The sequence below is a fragment of the Prevotella sp. P3-122 genome (assembly GCF_002251365.1).
GTDB lineage: Bacteria > Bacteroidota > Bacteroidia > Bacteroidales > Bacteroidaceae > Prevotella.
Map to the genome: position 1 here is coordinate 84,586 of NZ_NPJH01000024.1, position 14,764 is coordinate 99,349.

The 14,764-nt window shown below is 48.0% G+C and carries 17 protein-coding genes; 9 read left to right on the forward strand and 8 right to left on the reverse strand.

Translation table 11 applies throughout. The features are described from left to right. Positions 1 to 169 precede the first annotated feature (169 nt). From CIL02_RS04435 to CIL02_RS04460, 6 genes are all read right to left on the reverse strand, one after another. Positions 170 to 415 (reverse strand): hypothetical protein, encoded by a 246-nt coding sequence (locus CIL02_RS04435; RefSeq protein WP_005816298.1) that lies wholly within the window; start codon positions 413 to 415, stop codon positions 170 to 172. 14 nt (positions 416 to 429) lie between these two features. Then, complete coding sequence (locus tag CIL02_RS04440) at positions 430 to 1,005, reverse strand: DUF6155 family protein (protein WP_007837469.1); 576 nt, start codon at positions 1,003 to 1,005, stop codon at positions 430 to 432. A gap of 10 nt (positions 1,006 to 1,015) precedes the next feature. Then, positions 1,016 to 1,315 (reverse strand): thioredoxin, encoded by a 300-nt coding sequence (gene trxA / locus CIL02_RS04445; protein WP_005816294.1) that lies wholly within the window; start codon positions 1,313 to 1,315, stop codon positions 1,016 to 1,018. Between the two features lie 194 nt (positions 1,316 to 1,509). Next, the gene (locus tag CIL02_RS04450) at positions 1,510 to 2,046 is read right to left on the reverse strand and encodes a hypothetical protein (protein WP_005816292.1); all 537 of its coding nucleotides are present in this window, start codon (positions 2,044 to 2,046) and stop codon (positions 1,510 to 1,512) included. A 3-nt stretch (positions 2,047 to 2,049) separates the two neighbouring features. Continuing rightward, entirely contained in the window at positions 2,050 to 2,733 is a 684-nt protein-coding gene (locus tag CIL02_RS04455) for a DUF3800 domain-containing protein (protein ID WP_005816290.1), read from the reverse strand. Between the two features lie 16 nt (positions 2,734 to 2,749). Then, positions 2,750 to 3,373 (reverse strand): recombinase family protein, encoded by a 624-nt coding sequence (locus CIL02_RS04460; RefSeq protein ID WP_005816288.1) that lies wholly within the window; start codon positions 3,371 to 3,373, stop codon positions 2,750 to 2,752. A 254-nt stretch (positions 3,374 to 3,627) separates the two neighbouring features. On the opposite strand from CIL02_RS04460, the gene CIL02_RS04465 reads away from it, so the two are divergent. From CIL02_RS04465 to CIL02_RS04495, 7 genes are all read left to right on the forward strand, one after another. Continuing rightward, complete coding sequence (locus tag CIL02_RS04465) at positions 3,628 to 4,740, forward strand: hypothetical protein (RefSeq protein WP_005816286.1); 1,113 nt, start codon at positions 3,628 to 3,630, stop codon at positions 4,738 to 4,740. A 24-nt stretch (positions 4,741 to 4,764) separates the two neighbouring features. After that, positions 4,765 to 5,211 carry a hypothetical protein gene (locus CIL02_RS04470; RefSeq protein WP_004319947.1) on the forward strand — a complete coding sequence of 149 codons (447 nt, stop codon included), beginning with the start codon at positions 4,765 to 4,767 and terminating at the stop codon, positions 5,209 to 5,211. Positions 5,212 to 5,265: 54 nt separating this feature from the next. Continuing rightward, positions 5,266 to 5,703: a hypothetical protein gene (locus CIL02_RS04475; protein WP_224204808.1), complete on the forward strand. Its 438-nt coding sequence runs from the start codon at positions 5,266 to 5,268 to the stop codon at positions 5,701 to 5,703. Next, entirely contained in the window at positions 5,693 to 6,187 is a 495-nt protein-coding gene (locus tag CIL02_RS04480) for a hypothetical protein (protein ID WP_005816282.1), read from the forward strand. Before CIL02_RS04475 ends, CIL02_RS04480 begins: the two co-directional genes overlap by 11 nt. Positions 6,188 to 6,266: 79 nt before the next feature. Then, positions 6,267 to 7,151: a hypothetical protein gene (locus tag CIL02_RS04485; RefSeq protein ID WP_005816280.1), complete on the forward strand. Its 885-nt coding sequence runs from the start codon at positions 6,267 to 6,269 to the stop codon at positions 7,149 to 7,151. A gap of 208 nt (positions 7,152 to 7,359) precedes the next feature. Then, positions 7,360 to 8,811, forward strand: a complete 1,452-nt coding sequence (mobV, locus tag CIL02_RS04490; RefSeq protein ID WP_005816278.1) for a MobV family relaxase — start codon at positions 7,360 to 7,362, stop codon at positions 8,809 to 8,811. A gap of 54 nt (positions 8,812 to 8,865) precedes the next feature. Next, positions 8,866 to 10,272 (forward strand): OmpA family protein, encoded by a 1,407-nt coding sequence (locus tag CIL02_RS04495; protein ID WP_094399404.1) that lies wholly within the window; start codon positions 8,866 to 8,868, stop codon positions 10,270 to 10,272. 140 nt (positions 10,273 to 10,412) lie between these two features. Here the strand turns inward: CIL02_RS04495 and CIL02_RS04500 are convergent, their stop codons facing one another. Continuing rightward, positions 10,413 to 11,675: an ATP-binding protein gene (locus CIL02_RS04500; RefSeq protein WP_005816273.1), complete on the reverse strand. Its 1,263-nt coding sequence runs from the start codon at positions 11,673 to 11,675 to the stop codon at positions 10,413 to 10,415. Positions 11,676 to 12,069: 394 nt separating this feature from the next. Here CIL02_RS04500 and CIL02_RS04505 point away from each other — a divergent pair, with 394 nt between their 5' ends. Both CIL02_RS04505 and CIL02_RS04510 read left to right on the forward strand, forming a co-directional pair. Then, complete coding sequence (locus tag CIL02_RS04505) at positions 12,070 to 12,363, forward strand: hypothetical protein (protein ID WP_005816271.1); 294 nt, start codon at positions 12,070 to 12,072, stop codon at positions 12,361 to 12,363. A 2-nt stretch (positions 12,364 to 12,365) separates the two neighbouring features. Further along, positions 12,366 to 12,731, forward strand: coding sequence for a DUF2958 domain-containing protein (locus CIL02_RS04510; RefSeq protein ID WP_005816269.1), 366 nt, complete (start codon positions 12,366 to 12,368; stop codon positions 12,729 to 12,731). A 106-nt stretch (positions 12,732 to 12,837) separates the two neighbouring features. On the opposite strand, the gene CIL02_RS04515 is transcribed toward CIL02_RS04510, so the two are convergent. Then, complete coding sequence (locus tag CIL02_RS04515; protein WP_005816267.1) at positions 12,838 to 14,760, reverse strand: zincin-like metallopeptidase domain-containing protein; 1,923 nt, start codon at positions 14,758 to 14,760, stop codon at positions 12,838 to 12,840. Positions 14,761 to 14,764: the final 4 nt, after the last annotated feature.

The window sequence follows — 14,764 nt, forward strand, 5'->3', positions numbered from 1 at the left end:
GATTTCTAATGTTATATCCATATATGACCGCTTGCCGTCTATATAGTCTGCATAGAGTATTTCTTCGCTTCTGCCTTTCAGAATATGGCACTTACCGCACAGCTCACAGTTGTGCAGACATCTCCATTCATTCAGAACGTAATCCAAACGTTCCTCTCGTGTAGATGATTCAATAGAGGGTGTGCTCATAATCAGTGTCTCCCACAGCGTGGTCAATCAGTGCCTGAAACTCTTCTTCCGTATAGTCTTCTTCCCAACCATACGTTACGTCCTTTATGCCCAAAGTAAACCCTAATGCCTCAGAATAGGATATGCCAATTTCAGCTGCAAGGTCTCTTGCCGCTTGAAAAATCTGCTCTTCTTTGCTTAAGGGCAGTTGTTTCGCTTTCTTATGTTTTTTCTTTGGTTTCCCCATTTGAGTATATTCGTTTAATAATCAGCGTTGATGGGCATCTTGAAATTCCTGTATTTCTTTCGGAGTTCCTCATTTTGCGCCTTCATTTCCTCATACATATCATTCAGTGCGTCAGGAAATCCCCATCCACAAGGGCTTGCCCAACGAAGGCATTGCTTGATTCGGGAATCATACTTGTCCCAAAGGTCATAAAGCACGATGTGGCGCAATGTCTTGTCGAAATTACTCTCAACAGAATCATAGAATTGCTCCCACATGTCTCCATAGTCATAAGTGAACTGACAGGCATTCTCCATATAGAACACCATCAATTCTGCGACTGAATCTTCCGAAGGCTTCAGTTTCTTGAAGTCGGACAATGCCTTGCGGCACACTGAGAAGCGTGTCTTTGGCTCTCTGTTTCTGCTCGGATAGAACTCTTCCCGTATGATGTGCTTATACTCTTCCAGCTTCTGGCCCTCATTCGGCTCTGCATAGAAGTCAAGATATTCCTTTGCCTCTTTCCGTGCAGAATAAAGTTCCAATACCATTTTTATTATTTCACTCTTGTCCATGGACATGAGGACAGACTTTAATTTAGATTTTGACATTTCTGCTCTTTTATCTTAAAAACGGGTCAATCGTTGCCAGCAACTCTGATTTCTGCATCACACCGCTCGTCCTCCACAACACTTCGCCGCGTCTGAACAGCATCAATGTGGGCACAGACTGTATGCCATACTGACTTGCAGTCACCCCATACTTGTCCACATCTACCTTGATGATGCGGATTCTGTCACCCAACACTTCCTTCACCTGCTCAAGGATGGGGTGCATCATCTTGCATGGCTGGCACCAGGTGGCGAAGAAATCGACCAAGACAAGTTGGTCACTTGATATAACGTCTTTGAATGTTTCCATTACGATTTTCTGTAAAATTATGCTATTTTCTTTCCTGTTATCTTACAATACTGCCCTGCAAATGTTAAAATCGAGAAGAATTCAATGAAAAACCTTCGTTATTTCAAAGAATATTCGTACCTTTGCAGCGCTCATCTATAGATAGAAGGAGTTTCGAGACCCGGTTGCCTTTGATGCAATTCGGGTCTTGCGTTTTATAGTGGTGTCTGCAATCTCTTTTTCATCTTCTTTTCCAAAGCCTTTAGTCCATACTCTTTGTTAAGATGGTATGCTGTCAACAGATAGAATCCGTTGCTACGTTGTTGTTCCAAGACAATAACATACTTTTCCACTTTATCATAGATGTATGTTTTCTTGACCTTACGCTTTTTGCCGTCCCTCTCTTCTATGGTAAATACATCCAGATTGTCTGGTGTCAATTCTCTCACATGGTGATTTATCCAATGAAGCCTTTGTGAACGAGCCATCTCGAATACTCGCTTTGGATAAGTCGTACCGTCTTCGTTCTCAACCATGATTTCTTCACAGGTAAGATGCTTGAACAATCTTGCCATGTCAATCTCGCCATCTGTCTTTATAGGATAGATGCGCCACCCTCTGAATGAGAATTGACAGTTATCTTCTATATCACGCTTGAATATTGCATGAAGATCATGCTCTCTTTCTCGTTCACTGAGATATGCCAGTTCCAGCAGCTCAGGGTATTTCTTGATAATATTCAAACTGCTCATTGGCTATTTCAGTGCGATAAAAAACAAATTAAACTTCTTTCTAAATTTGGGAGTTGTGGTGTTGAGACTGATATTACTGTGTTTTTTTATCTTTTCAATCAGCTTCATTTTGGCTCTCACCCTTCCTTCAACTTCTCCCTTTTCATATCTAAGGTTGTAGTTGATGGCTCCCATTAGAACATCTGCCAATTGGATGAAGACACTTTCGTGTGAACGTATAAACTGAAACCTGCCAATGGAAGAGTTGTATTCCATTATTTTTCTGAGCCTCTCCAGCTTATCGCTACTGCATGTGTCCTTGATATCCATATATATGTTATATGTATAATCCATGTCCATCTTGTGATGCAGCAATTGGTAGTACATGCGAAAGTAGAAATCATTAAACGTATAGTCTTCTCGTTTCTCGTCAATCTGACTCTTGTCAACAACCACAGCCCTAAATTCCATGTCATTCATAAAGAACCAGTCTATAAGCTCTGCATAGACTTTATACGTGGCCTCGTGGACATTTGTCCATTTCAGCTCATCACTATAGCCGTGCTTCTTCTTAATATCTTTTATGGCATCTTTTGCCATGCGGATTTGTGTGTATGCTATACTTGTACATCCCAAAAGCATGTAGGGATGACCGTCATGCACCATGTGGGTGCTTTCATCACAGTAGATGTTGAATGTCTTATTCATTGTATCTGTTTTTTGTTTATTCTTTATTCCTTTTCTTCAGCGGTCCACTATGAGGTCCACGGTTCAGCGTCACACCATGCTTGTTGAGTATGCGGAACACGGAACTTCGGCTTGTGAAGCCGCTGATGGCAAAGATGTCATCTATGCTGTGCCCCTCGTTGTACATGTTCACGATATTCTTCTCACGCTCCAGTTTCGACAGTGCCCTTTCAGACTTCTTGGGCGGCCGGATATTCTGTTGCAGATGGATGATGTGTGCCGATGCCTTGCGCAGCACGGCACACTCCTCAGAGAGTGACCCGAACATACGGATGACCTGTGAGGGCTTGGTGTCGGGGAAAAGTTCGTCAAACGTATCGATGCGGTCTTGGATGGAGATGATGCGAACCACCTTCACACGGCAGTATTCTATGAATGTAGCCAGTTCACGGGTGCCACGCAGTGCGTTACTGAACCTCGACACCACCAGCTCGTCGCCGCGCTCCAGACTCGATATGAGCTGCTTCCACATCGGGCGCAGCCTCTCGTGTTCGGACAGTTCCTCTATCACCTGAACACAGCCGTATTGCTGCATCCAAGCCTTGTCTTCTGCATACTCTTCGCCATTGGTGGCGATAAAGATGTAACCTACTTTTGCCATACTGTTGTACGCTATTAAATGAAATCAAGTGCAAAGGTACACTATTTTTCCGAGAAACAATCATACTTGAACGAAAAATCATACTTAAACACGATAATTTGCCATTTTCTTTTCACTTGATTTCATTGAAAATCATACTCGCAAGTATGATACACAAATAAGATTAAACTTACTGTCATTCTTGCAAATATATCGCTGAAACGCATTAACTTTGCACCGTCAATTTCAAAATCAGACTCAAAATAATGACAACAATGAAATATGAAACCCAACTTTTCGGAGGACAAACCAACCTCCATTGCATGAAGCAAATATTGCATAATGCAAAATCAAACTCGCATGGCTGTATCAGACTTGCCATTTGTATTGCCACTGCGTTTGCCGTAGTCATGCTGACAGCATGTTCAGACGGAAACGGCACGAAGTCGTTCCATTCGAGCGATGAAGCCATCAGAGAGTATCATGGCTTTCTGACCACTCTTCGACAGAACGGCAAGGTCTCAATTCAGACATTAGTTAAGATTGTCAACGAATGGCGCGTGTTGGACGATTCCGTGACATCGTGCATCTCACGTGACACTGTCAGGAAAGCCCACTCATACCCGTTCACGGTATATCATGAGTTGAACGACTCCATCCACATCGAGCTGTGCCGTATGGCGATGTCTAAGCAACGCACCTTTCACGACCTGCTCTATCTCAGAGAACAGACCTCTTCCCATGTTGGTGATGAGGAACTACAGCAAGCCGTGAAGGAAGCACAGCCATTCTTCGCTTCCTTGGATAGCCTGCCTATATATAATAAAGGTGGTAAACAGGCGGTACTGAAGCGTTACCTGCTGTTCCTGCAAAAATCCGCCAAGCAAGGCATTCACGGCAAGGAAGACCTGCTCGCTTTCATCAAGGAAGAGCATTTGTATTTCAAATCCTTCCTGCAATACCTGCCGGATTTTGCTGACGATGACATCGGTGACATCAGACGAAACACCGAACACTGCTGTCGGGAGATACTCCGTGCCGCCGACCGCAAGGATTTGTCCCACAAGGATGCAATGATATACCTCTCCATGCGCACCAACCACCGTCTGCTGCGCAACGCACAAGCGGCTATCGAGGATCTGAATAGTGGCAGGGTAAAGGACGAGCACACCATGCACGCCTACCTCCTGATGATGATGCAGCCGTTCATGACGATGGATGACCTTTCCGTGAGCGTGCTCTCCGACAAGGACAAGGCAGACCTCTACAAAATAGCCGATGCGCTCCCCAAGGAGATGGACGGTCTGGCCAAGAAACTGCACCTCGACAAGCAACGCCTGTCGGATATGCCCATGCTCATGATGAAGATTTATGTCACAAGATTATAAACACCCCAAACAGAGAATACGATTATGTTAGAACAGTTTTGCGATGATTTCCTTGCCGTCGTGCCTTTGCAGTTGCCAGAACTGCTGGACAAGCGCAAGATGGAGAAGCCTGTCAAGTATGACGATTACGTGCTTCTTACTTTCCAGTTGAACACCCCTTTCACGATAGAGGAGGTGATGGATATGCTCGAAGACGAGATGGAAATGATAATCCTCTATCACCACATTCCAAGCCGTCATACGGAGTTCGGACACAGCTGCTGTGCCTATTCCAACCCTTCTTTCGGACGGATGTTCAAGGTCAACGGCTCCACAGATGAGCGTGGCATGGTCAGCCAGATAAAAGTGACCATCTATGACTCGCTGGAGCACATGTCGGCAGATGTATGCCTCGACCTCAGTCTGCATTGCAAGAACGGGTTCTTCAAATACATGAAGCCCAAGGAGGAAGTCCTGCTCGACTTCATTTGAAAGTTACATTTGCCAGATGACAGTCCTGTTCTACCGCAACAACGCTCCATTCTGTTGTCCACAACAAAGGCCAAAGTCATGCCACAAGCTCCCGACCATCTGATGAAGGAAACGCTTTACATGAAGATTATCCATCTTCTCGACCGTCACCGCACATGGCTGGAGATTGAGAGCATCGCCACTGTCCGCAACCACACGATAGTCAGGAACGGCAGAATGACCGACATCCTCAGCCGTGTGCTTGTGGTCAAGGCCATCCACCATCATTTCCCCTACACGAGAGGGCAAGTGTGGCAGATAGCCGAGTACGACTTGGAACAGGCTATCAAGAGCCTTCGGACAACCGACGGAGCTTTCCGTCAGAGAATAATCAAGGGAGAACTGACACTGGAGGATGTGGAGCGTATCATATCCACTGCCACACACGGTGTCGTCCAGCCCGACCTGAGTCCACTTCCATTATTCACATGCTATACATATTATGACAAGTAAGATACTGTTTCTCATCCTGATGTCAGCGTTCTTCTTTGTGACGATGATTCTGCACAGAAGCCGCAGACAGTTTATGACACGGTTCTATCTGCGCATGACCGCGCTTGTGACAGCAAGGAAGCTCTACCGGTTGATGCTGCTCATCCTGCTGTACGTGTTCCACTTCCTCTACCTCTGTGTACACTATAACGACATAGGCGTAGTGGCTTCCACCATAGCGTTTGCCATATTCTTTGTCTTTATGGATGTGGAGAGGTGGCTACAGCGTCTGCACGAGGAGCGGACACCCTTCTGCATCGCCGCGTTGGCGGCAGTGGTGTTTGTCTTCACTCCTCATCTGTTCACGCTTGCTGTCACCATCTCCTTTGTCCTTCTGGCATCACTGTTCTATCCCTCGCGCATAGTCATATCGCTGTGGAAGAACAAGGCTGACCGCAAGATGCTCCTCGAAGACACAGAAATGCTCATCATATACTACTATTAAGTATCACCTGTATCATGCCGTTCCTTTTGTATAATGGAGCTGGCGACAAACAACAGTATTCACCAAACAGATTATTGAAATGAAGAAACAGAAACATAGAACGAGTTCCGGCAAGATGTCTGAACGGATGTCCCTGTTGGAGTTCTTGAAAGAGAGGTCCGGGATAAGGCTGTCGAAGCTCGAAGCCTACCTTGACCTTGTAGACAAGGCTTCTGTACAGTACATCCCCAAGGATCTGTGCAAGCAGGAGTTCAGCCTGTCCAACGGGCAGTTTGTAATCACCATTACCGAACTGGCAGGATGCTGGCATTGGCACCGCGCCACTGTCCGCACCTTCATCGAGCAGTTGGAGAAGATGAACCAGATTTCCGTCACCCGTCTCACGAAGAGCCAAATCATCACCATCCCGATGTTGGCTGAGACACCTGCCGTTTCTCCGATTGACGCAGCCTTGGATGTGTTCCGCCAGAAGATGTGTACCGCATTGGACGAATGGCGAAGCGGCAAGATGTCCGCATCGGCTTGCGCCTCGGAATGTGAACAACTCTACGAAGATGCAACAGAGGAAGTAGCCATTATCTTGCAGAAAGCCGACAATGGCAATTCAATTGGCAAGGTGCCATGCGGAAGAAACATTCCCGAATCTGTAGGACACGCCTTTTGTATGACTGCACTCACAGCTGTCTGCGAAGCCACCTTCCATCAGGTGCTTTCGCAGGAAACAGATAACGCCCTCGTTACCTCCCTTCTTCCCTTCTTTTACAAAGACCTGGGAGGAGACTGGCTCTCATTCATCGAGGCGGCAAAGGCAATATCAGAATTGGCATTGGATGGCAGCTCACCAGCCTTGCATCAGGAAAGCGCAGCCATCAAGTCACAGTTTCAGTCACTCTGCCGACCGTTCCTTGCCATTGTAGCCAACCAAGAGGGCTCCTGTCCATCAAAAGGCTGTATTAACCTCTAATAATCACCGTACAACGCTTCTTCTTTTCTACTGGCACAGTGTTTACACGTCTGCCATTGCTGTAAAATAATCGGGCTTGCCCGTTGGTCGGAAATGAGGGAATTTGGGTAGCCTAATACCCCTCTTGGTCTCCGACCATCGGGAGGCTGTCCTTACAAGCAGCAAGCTGGAGACAGGAGAGTTGTACACACATAAAAGGAAATAGGTTATGGCAACACCAAAACAGGTTATGGATTTCCGACCATCTAAGGGAATCACCACAGCACAGAGCAACGAGCACCAACGCCGTTGGACGGAAAAGGGTTGGGGATCCGCTGAATCAACAGGCAACTACGACCGCAGCCGTGAGCGGCTCAACTTCGAGGTTCGGGGCGGCAAGGTTTGTCCTATAGACAAGAGCCGAAGCATCCCGGAGCGCATGGCAGACATCCTGCGGAGCCGTGGAATCAAAGACCCCAACGAGGGACTGGCAGAGCCACGCTTCCGCACAGTGGTCAATTTCATCTTCGGAGGCTCACGAGAACGTATGACAGAATTGGCATTCGGTGACCAGAAGGTGAATCTCACTCACGGAGCGGACAATTCGCATCTAACCCGATGCAAGGACATTGAGGAATGGGCAAAGGATGTTTACCGCTTTGTTGCGGACAAATACGGTGAGGAGAACATCGTCGCTTTCATCTTACACTTGGACGAAACCAATCCGCACGTTCACTGCACCCTCTTGCCAATCAAGGACGGCAAGTTTGCATACAAACAGATATTCGCCGGAAAGGACAAGTACGAGTTTTCTGCCAGGATGAAAGCCCTGCACAGCGAATTTGCCGATGTCAACAAGCGTTGGGGCATGGAGCGCGGAACTTCCGTCTCAGAGACGGGAGCACGCCACCGCACCACCGAAGAATACCGCCGCCAGCTGTCAGAACAGTGCACCACCATTGAGCAGTCCGTCGCCACCCATCAGCGGACACTCGCCTCGCTCCAATCGGACATCCGTCTGGCAGAGCGGAGAGTAAAAGGACTCACCTCAATGGTCAACAACCTCTTGCAGGAGAAGGCTGAGAAGGAGGCGGCACTTGCTGAATTGCATCGGCAGATTCTTGCAGGTCACGACAATCCTGATGCTCTCCGTCAGCAAGTCCAAGAGCTGGAGCAGGAACTGTCCGCTATCCAGTCGAAACTGGACGACAAGCAGGAGAAGCTCTCAGAGGCTGACCGCAAGCTCGATGCCCTGCGTGAGGAGATGACCGCCATGAAGGAGCGCACGGAGGAGTTGCGGCAGGAGGCACACAGATATTCCGATACTATCCGACAAGGTGCGGACACCGTTCTCAGAAATGCCCTTCTCGAAAACATGGTCAGCGAGTTCTCCGAACGTGTGGCACGGCTTTCCAATGAGGGCAAGGACGTGTTTGACGGTTCCCTGCTTCAGGCCTTTGCGGAGAATGGAACGGAGGTGATGTACTGTGCCACGCTTCTATTCCTCGGCTACGTCGATGATGCCACCACCTTTGCCGAAGGTCATGGCGGTGGCGGCAGTTCGTCCGACCTCAAATGGGGACGTGACGATGACGAGGATGAACGCGCTTGGGCACGCCGTTGCATGATGAAAGCTGCACGCATGATGCGCCCCTCTTCCGGCAAAAGGAAGAAACGATAAGCGGCACTGTCACGTATCACCTGTTATAGTATTCACCAGATTAAATTGAACAACATGAGAAAAATACTTATTCTATCCCTTGGCTTCGCCCTTTCATTGGGTGCGCAAGCCAAAGACTATCACCGCACGGCGGACACCACCACCGTTGTATGCAGACTTTCGGCAGACGGTATGCTTCGTCCGCTTAAACCTTCCTACATGAAAGGGGCATTGGTAGCTTCGCCATGGACGGACAACTGGTTTGTCCAAGCGGCAGGAGGAACTACGGTCTTCCTCGGCAAACCGCTCGGATGCAACGACCTATTCGGTCGCATGAAACCGGCATTCTCCGTGTCGATCGGCAAATGGTTCACACCTTCCGTCGGCGGTCGTCTGAACTATGGCGGTATGCAGTTCAACGACTGCAACAACTCCTCGCAGGACTACCAGTACCTGCGTGCTGATTTCATGTGGAATGTCCTCGGCAACCTCTACAAGGACGATGTACACACTCTTGCCAGATGGAGTGTCATTCCATACGTGGGCGTGGGTATGCTGCACAACAAGGTGAATGCCCACAAGCCCTTTGCCATTTCCTACGGCATACAGGGGCAGTATCATCTCTCCCCACGCATTGCTGTTACGGCAGAGATAGGCAACATGACCACCATGCAGGATTTTGACGGCTATGGCAAGGCACACCGCCTTGGCGACCATCTGCTGTCCGCATCCCTCGGCCTCTCTGTCCGCATCGGCAAGACTGGCTGGAAGCGAGTGATAGACGCTCGCCCGTACATCGCACAGAACGAATGGCTTTCGGCATACGCCTCATCCCTTTCTGACAGCAACAGCCGCTATCACGCCCAGCACGATCGAGATTGTCAGACTCTGGAGCAGCTGCGCAAGATTCTTGCCATCGAGGGACTTCTGGACAAGTACGGCCACCTCTTTTCTGACGATGCCGCTTCTTCCGTCACAAATGGCTATCCTCGAAACGACTACAGCGGTCTCAACTCGCTGCGTGCAAGAATGAGAGACAAGTATGGTAATGGTCAAAAGACAAAGGTCATGGAGTCCGCCTCTTGTACAGAAGAATATGGCAATGCTGAAGGTGAGCCGGAAGACGATTACCTATCGCTCATCCACTCAGGAAAGGCTTGCATAGGTGCGCCCATCTATTTCTTCTTTGAACTTGGCACTGACAGGTTGCTCAACAGGTCACAGCTCGTCAATCTCGACGAAGTAGCACGCATCGCCAAGAAATATGGCTTGAAAGTTAAGGTCATCGGCGCTGCCGACAGTGCCACAGGCAGTGAAGCCATCAATGATAACCTCAGCCGTTCCCGTGCCAGATTCATTGCAGAGGAACTGATGAAACGTGGTATGGAAAATGGCACCATCTCTCAGATTTTCGATGGCGGCATTGACGATTCCTCGCCCAATGAGGCGAACCGCCATACCAGAATCCTGCTGTATCTATAGCCAGACATACAGCTCCGAACAAGAGCACTAAAACTTTTTTTTCATTGATAAATTTTAGAAAGGGAGGGCTTGTCCGTGATGGATAGGCCCTCCCTTAATCATATATGTATTAACGCATATTCTATGCGCATATCTTTTTTTTATCCGTGTTTCTCAGTACTTGACCAGTCAAGCAGGAAGTCATATATACTCATTATCTGTATGCCGTTTTCGTCGCTCCACTGCTTGGTATGTTCTCCCACGATCAGCAGTTTGCGGAAAGAGTCATCTACAAGACGCAACGACCGTTTCTCCTGTTCCATCTTTTCTGCATCGGGCATACGCCACGCCGACTGGATGTAGATCCGCTCGCTCCCTTTGTTGCAGACAAAATCCACTTCCAATGTCACCCTCTGCTGCTTTCCTTCCGTATTCCTCACTCGATGATAGACGTTACCCACATCCACGAGCCATCCTCGCATACGCATCTCATTGTAGATGACGTTCTCCATGATATGTGTCGGCTCGCTCTGACGGAACGACAGAATAGCATTCCTCAGACCTACGTCCTGATAATAATACTTGGACAACGAACCTATGTATTTCCGTCCTTTGATGTCGAACCTTTCGGATTTTTCGATAAGGAAAGCATCCTGCATATATTCCAGATAAGCCGACACTGTCTTGTCGGTTATGCTCTGCACATTGCTTACGGACTTGAACGTATTGGCTATATTCAGTGCATTGACAGGTGCTCCTATACTGGATGCTACGGTCTTCGACAATTCTTCAAATTCAGGTCTCAGTTCTATGTTGTTCCGCTCGTAGATGTCACGTAGATATACCGTGCGATAAAGGCGACGCAGGAAATCAGCCTTCTTCTCATCCCCAACCTGTGTAAGTAGTTGCGGCAAACCTCCGTACAGTCTGTATTCAGCCCAACCGTCTTCTTTCGAACCATCATACACCGTCATGAACTCCTTGAAGGATAGTGGCCACACATGTATCTCGTCACCTCTGCCTCGGAATTCCGTCACCAGGTCAGAGGACAGGAAACGCGAGTTGGAGCCTGTGACATACACATCCGCCCCTTCGGTAACTGACAAGGAAGAGAGCACCTCTACAAAGTCTTCCACCTCCTGCACCTCGTCGATGATGATATAATAAGTCTCATAGTCAATCATCATCTTTTCCACCCAGTCCAACAGGTAGTCCGGGTTCTTGAACTCTCTGTTCTTCCTACTCTCCATGTCGATGACGAGAATATGGTCTTCTCTCACGCCCTCATCCAATAGATGCTGATGAAAGAGTTTCTTCAGAAGGAACGACTTGCCTGAACGTCGCAATCCTGTGATTATCTTTATGAGCCCGTTGTTCTTTGAACGGCTCAACTGTTCTATGTATCTATATCTGTTTACTATCATATTTTACGAAAAACTGTCACTTGTGACACTTTTTCGGAGGCAAAGTTATATATTTTATCCTAAATCAAAGAAAGAAATAAAGAAAAATGCACTAAAAATCAATGATTTTCCTGTTTTGTAGTGTCTATTCCACTTGCCGATGCCCATTTTTCTTTGCAAAGTTACTGCCCGGGCGAATGGTCAAGTACCGCCATGCTAACAGGCAGAGGACTGAACGACAGCTTTCCGCAAATCAAAGATTTGGGTATTTCATTAACTCCTCCGTCTGTTTTCTTGCCTTATCGCCCTCATTCCGCAGTCTTTTGATGCACGAAAAATCAGTTCCCGACAAGAGGAGCCGAAAGGCTTCAAAAGGAGGGAAGAAAAACAAGTTGAACAAATAATTTCTTTGCGTATGGAATTACACAGATTATCAGAAAACGAGCAGGCATTTGTCGAGTGCTTCTCACGGTTCGTAAACGGTCAGATGGGGTCAGCCGCCAAGGTAGGCAATGCCCTTGCAGATGACCATCGCTATCTTATCAACGAAAAGGGCAAGGTGGTGTTTGCCTTCTTGGAACGCCTTGCCAACGACTATCAAAAAGGTCGTTATGACCAGCGTGACGAGTGGGTGTGCCGATTGGCAGCAGAGGCCATCGAACACCTTGTAGAGAACAGAATGTATTACAGAACACTTAACAACGATTGACTATGGCAAGCAGATTGATTACACCCGTATTGGAGGAGATACTGAAATCCTATCCTCTGTATTCACAGGACGGCAAAGGCAAGGATGCCGTTTGTGTGGCAATATTCTTCATCGGACACGTCCGTTGGTTCGTACTTGAAGGACAGCCGGAAGGTAACGACACCACGTTGTTCACCATCGTATGCGGTCTGCATGAAACGGAGTATGGCTATACCTCCGTCAATGAAATGGAGAGCGTAAAGGTGGATGGCTCCAAATATGGAGTGGACGAGATATTTCAAGTGGAGCAGTTGGACGGCTTCAAGCCGGTGAAACTGAAGAGCATTCCAGACGAGGATTTACAAGCATTCCTTCATAATATGGAATGACCCCAAATTAAATCAGCCGCAGGGACATTACTCCTTGCGGCTGACTATTGTTAGTACCTACTATGAGTAGTAAAGCCTACGATTAGTATATACTACGATACTACTCTCATCTTCGGAAAGCGGACTTGGCAACGTGCTCCTCTTGTACCTCTTCCTTCTGGTACTCCTCCATGTCAAGCAGTTGCTCATACGCAGAGCTGATGTTTGCGTCCATAGAATGGTTGTGGCTGAAAGGGAAGGTATGCTTCACAGAGAGTCCTGCATTGGTCACAGTCCCCACATCCAGGCTATCCTTATCCTTGTTATATTGCAGGTTCAGCAAACCACCATTCGGCATTTGGAATATCGGCATTTTTCGCTGCGCCAATTCCGAAAACTCTTCGGCGGTCATCTCCCTCGCCACAGCCTTCACGTCCTCACTGGCACGTCCTATGCCATAGCGAGTGATATGGTCACGCACTTCTTGCTCCGTATGCTTCAGGAACACCTCATACGTACCGCCGACACTCCCGTTATAGACCACTGCAAAGTCCTTGTCCTCTATTAGCAGGTCATCGCCTCTGTTCTGGCACGGCTTCCTGTAGGTCTGCTCCTCGTCCATGCCGTTCCCGTCATAGTATTCCTTGGCAAGCGTCAGCAGTCCTTGATAGTCACCTTTCTCCTTTAGCTTATCCAGTTCCGATGTGTCATCCGTTGATTGGAGATAGGCGATGGAGGCATAATAGACGTTTTCTTTCGATTGTGAAGGCTCTGTCAGGCTTTTGTACTGGGCAAAAGCCTCCTGATAATTGGTGTCAAGGTCTTTGCCGTGGTCGTAAGGAACAGAGAGTTTCACTTCCAGACCGTTACTCGTCGGCACAGCAATCTTTACAGAGTCCTCCTTCTCATGATGCTGGATATATACAGCAGAACCATTATATGCCAAGACTGCATGGTCGCCGTCATCTATGGATAGATAACTTTTCCCTTGCCCGTTTTCCTGCTCAGCCTTTTTCTCCTGGTCTATCTCCATAGCAATCTTGTCGATATGCTGCGTGAGCATTGAGGTAGCTTTTTTCACATCGAGTAGCGTGGTCTTGATGAACTGCGGCGACTCCTTCAGCGAATCCAGCCAAGACTTCAAATAGGCAGCCGAATCTCCTTTCAGATGCTTTGTCATGCCATACCGCTGAGCGGTCAGCGCAGCCGTCAGTTCTGCCACCAGTTCCTCGCGTGCATACTCTGCCGAGCCGAAGGTAGCGGGCTTGATGCGGTCTAACTGTCCCTCCGCACCCGTGGAGTGTCCCATCTCGTGGAAAAGGTTCGAGTAGAAAGACTCCCCATCCTTGAACTGCCTTTTCTCAGGCATCACAATCTCATTCTTGCTGATGGAGAAATAGGCGGAATCACCGAACATCGGTTTGATGGGACATATCCAACGGTTGTCCGCTATCATCCTATCCACGGGTTCAAAGGCAAACTGCTCGTCCTTCTCTACCTTGGGCATCGAGTATTCCTGTTCCAGTTTCTCCCAAAACTCTGGTCTGACCTCCTTCAGGTTGGTCTGCGCCACATTGAAGACATGGTAAGTCTGAAGCTTTGGATATACATTGTACTTTTCGCGCTCTTCCTGAGAGAGCAGTTTGTAGTCCTCCCACTTGATGTGTTCCTTTGTTTCCTTATTGACCACCGTAAACGTGGTGAGCATCACGGGGAAAGAATGCTCACCTTTCAGTACTGACACACGGGGCTTCTGTTCCTCGTCTTTCTTGCCAGTTTTGTTAAACTGCTGTATGCGGTCGAAGGTACAGAAGCGAGGAATCTTGTAACCCTCCTTCTCGCAATGCAGGAGCAACATCATAGCGTTCATGCCATTATATTCTCGTCCGTTCAGGTTTTTCGGCCATTGCAACGCACCTTCAGTAAACCAGGGCTTTTTCCATCCGTCTTTGCCCGACAGCGACTGAATACGCTCAATCATCATATCGGCAAACAGGTCGAGTGCCTTGTCTTCGGCACTCGGACCTTCCTTAGCATAAGGCTTTCCCATAGTC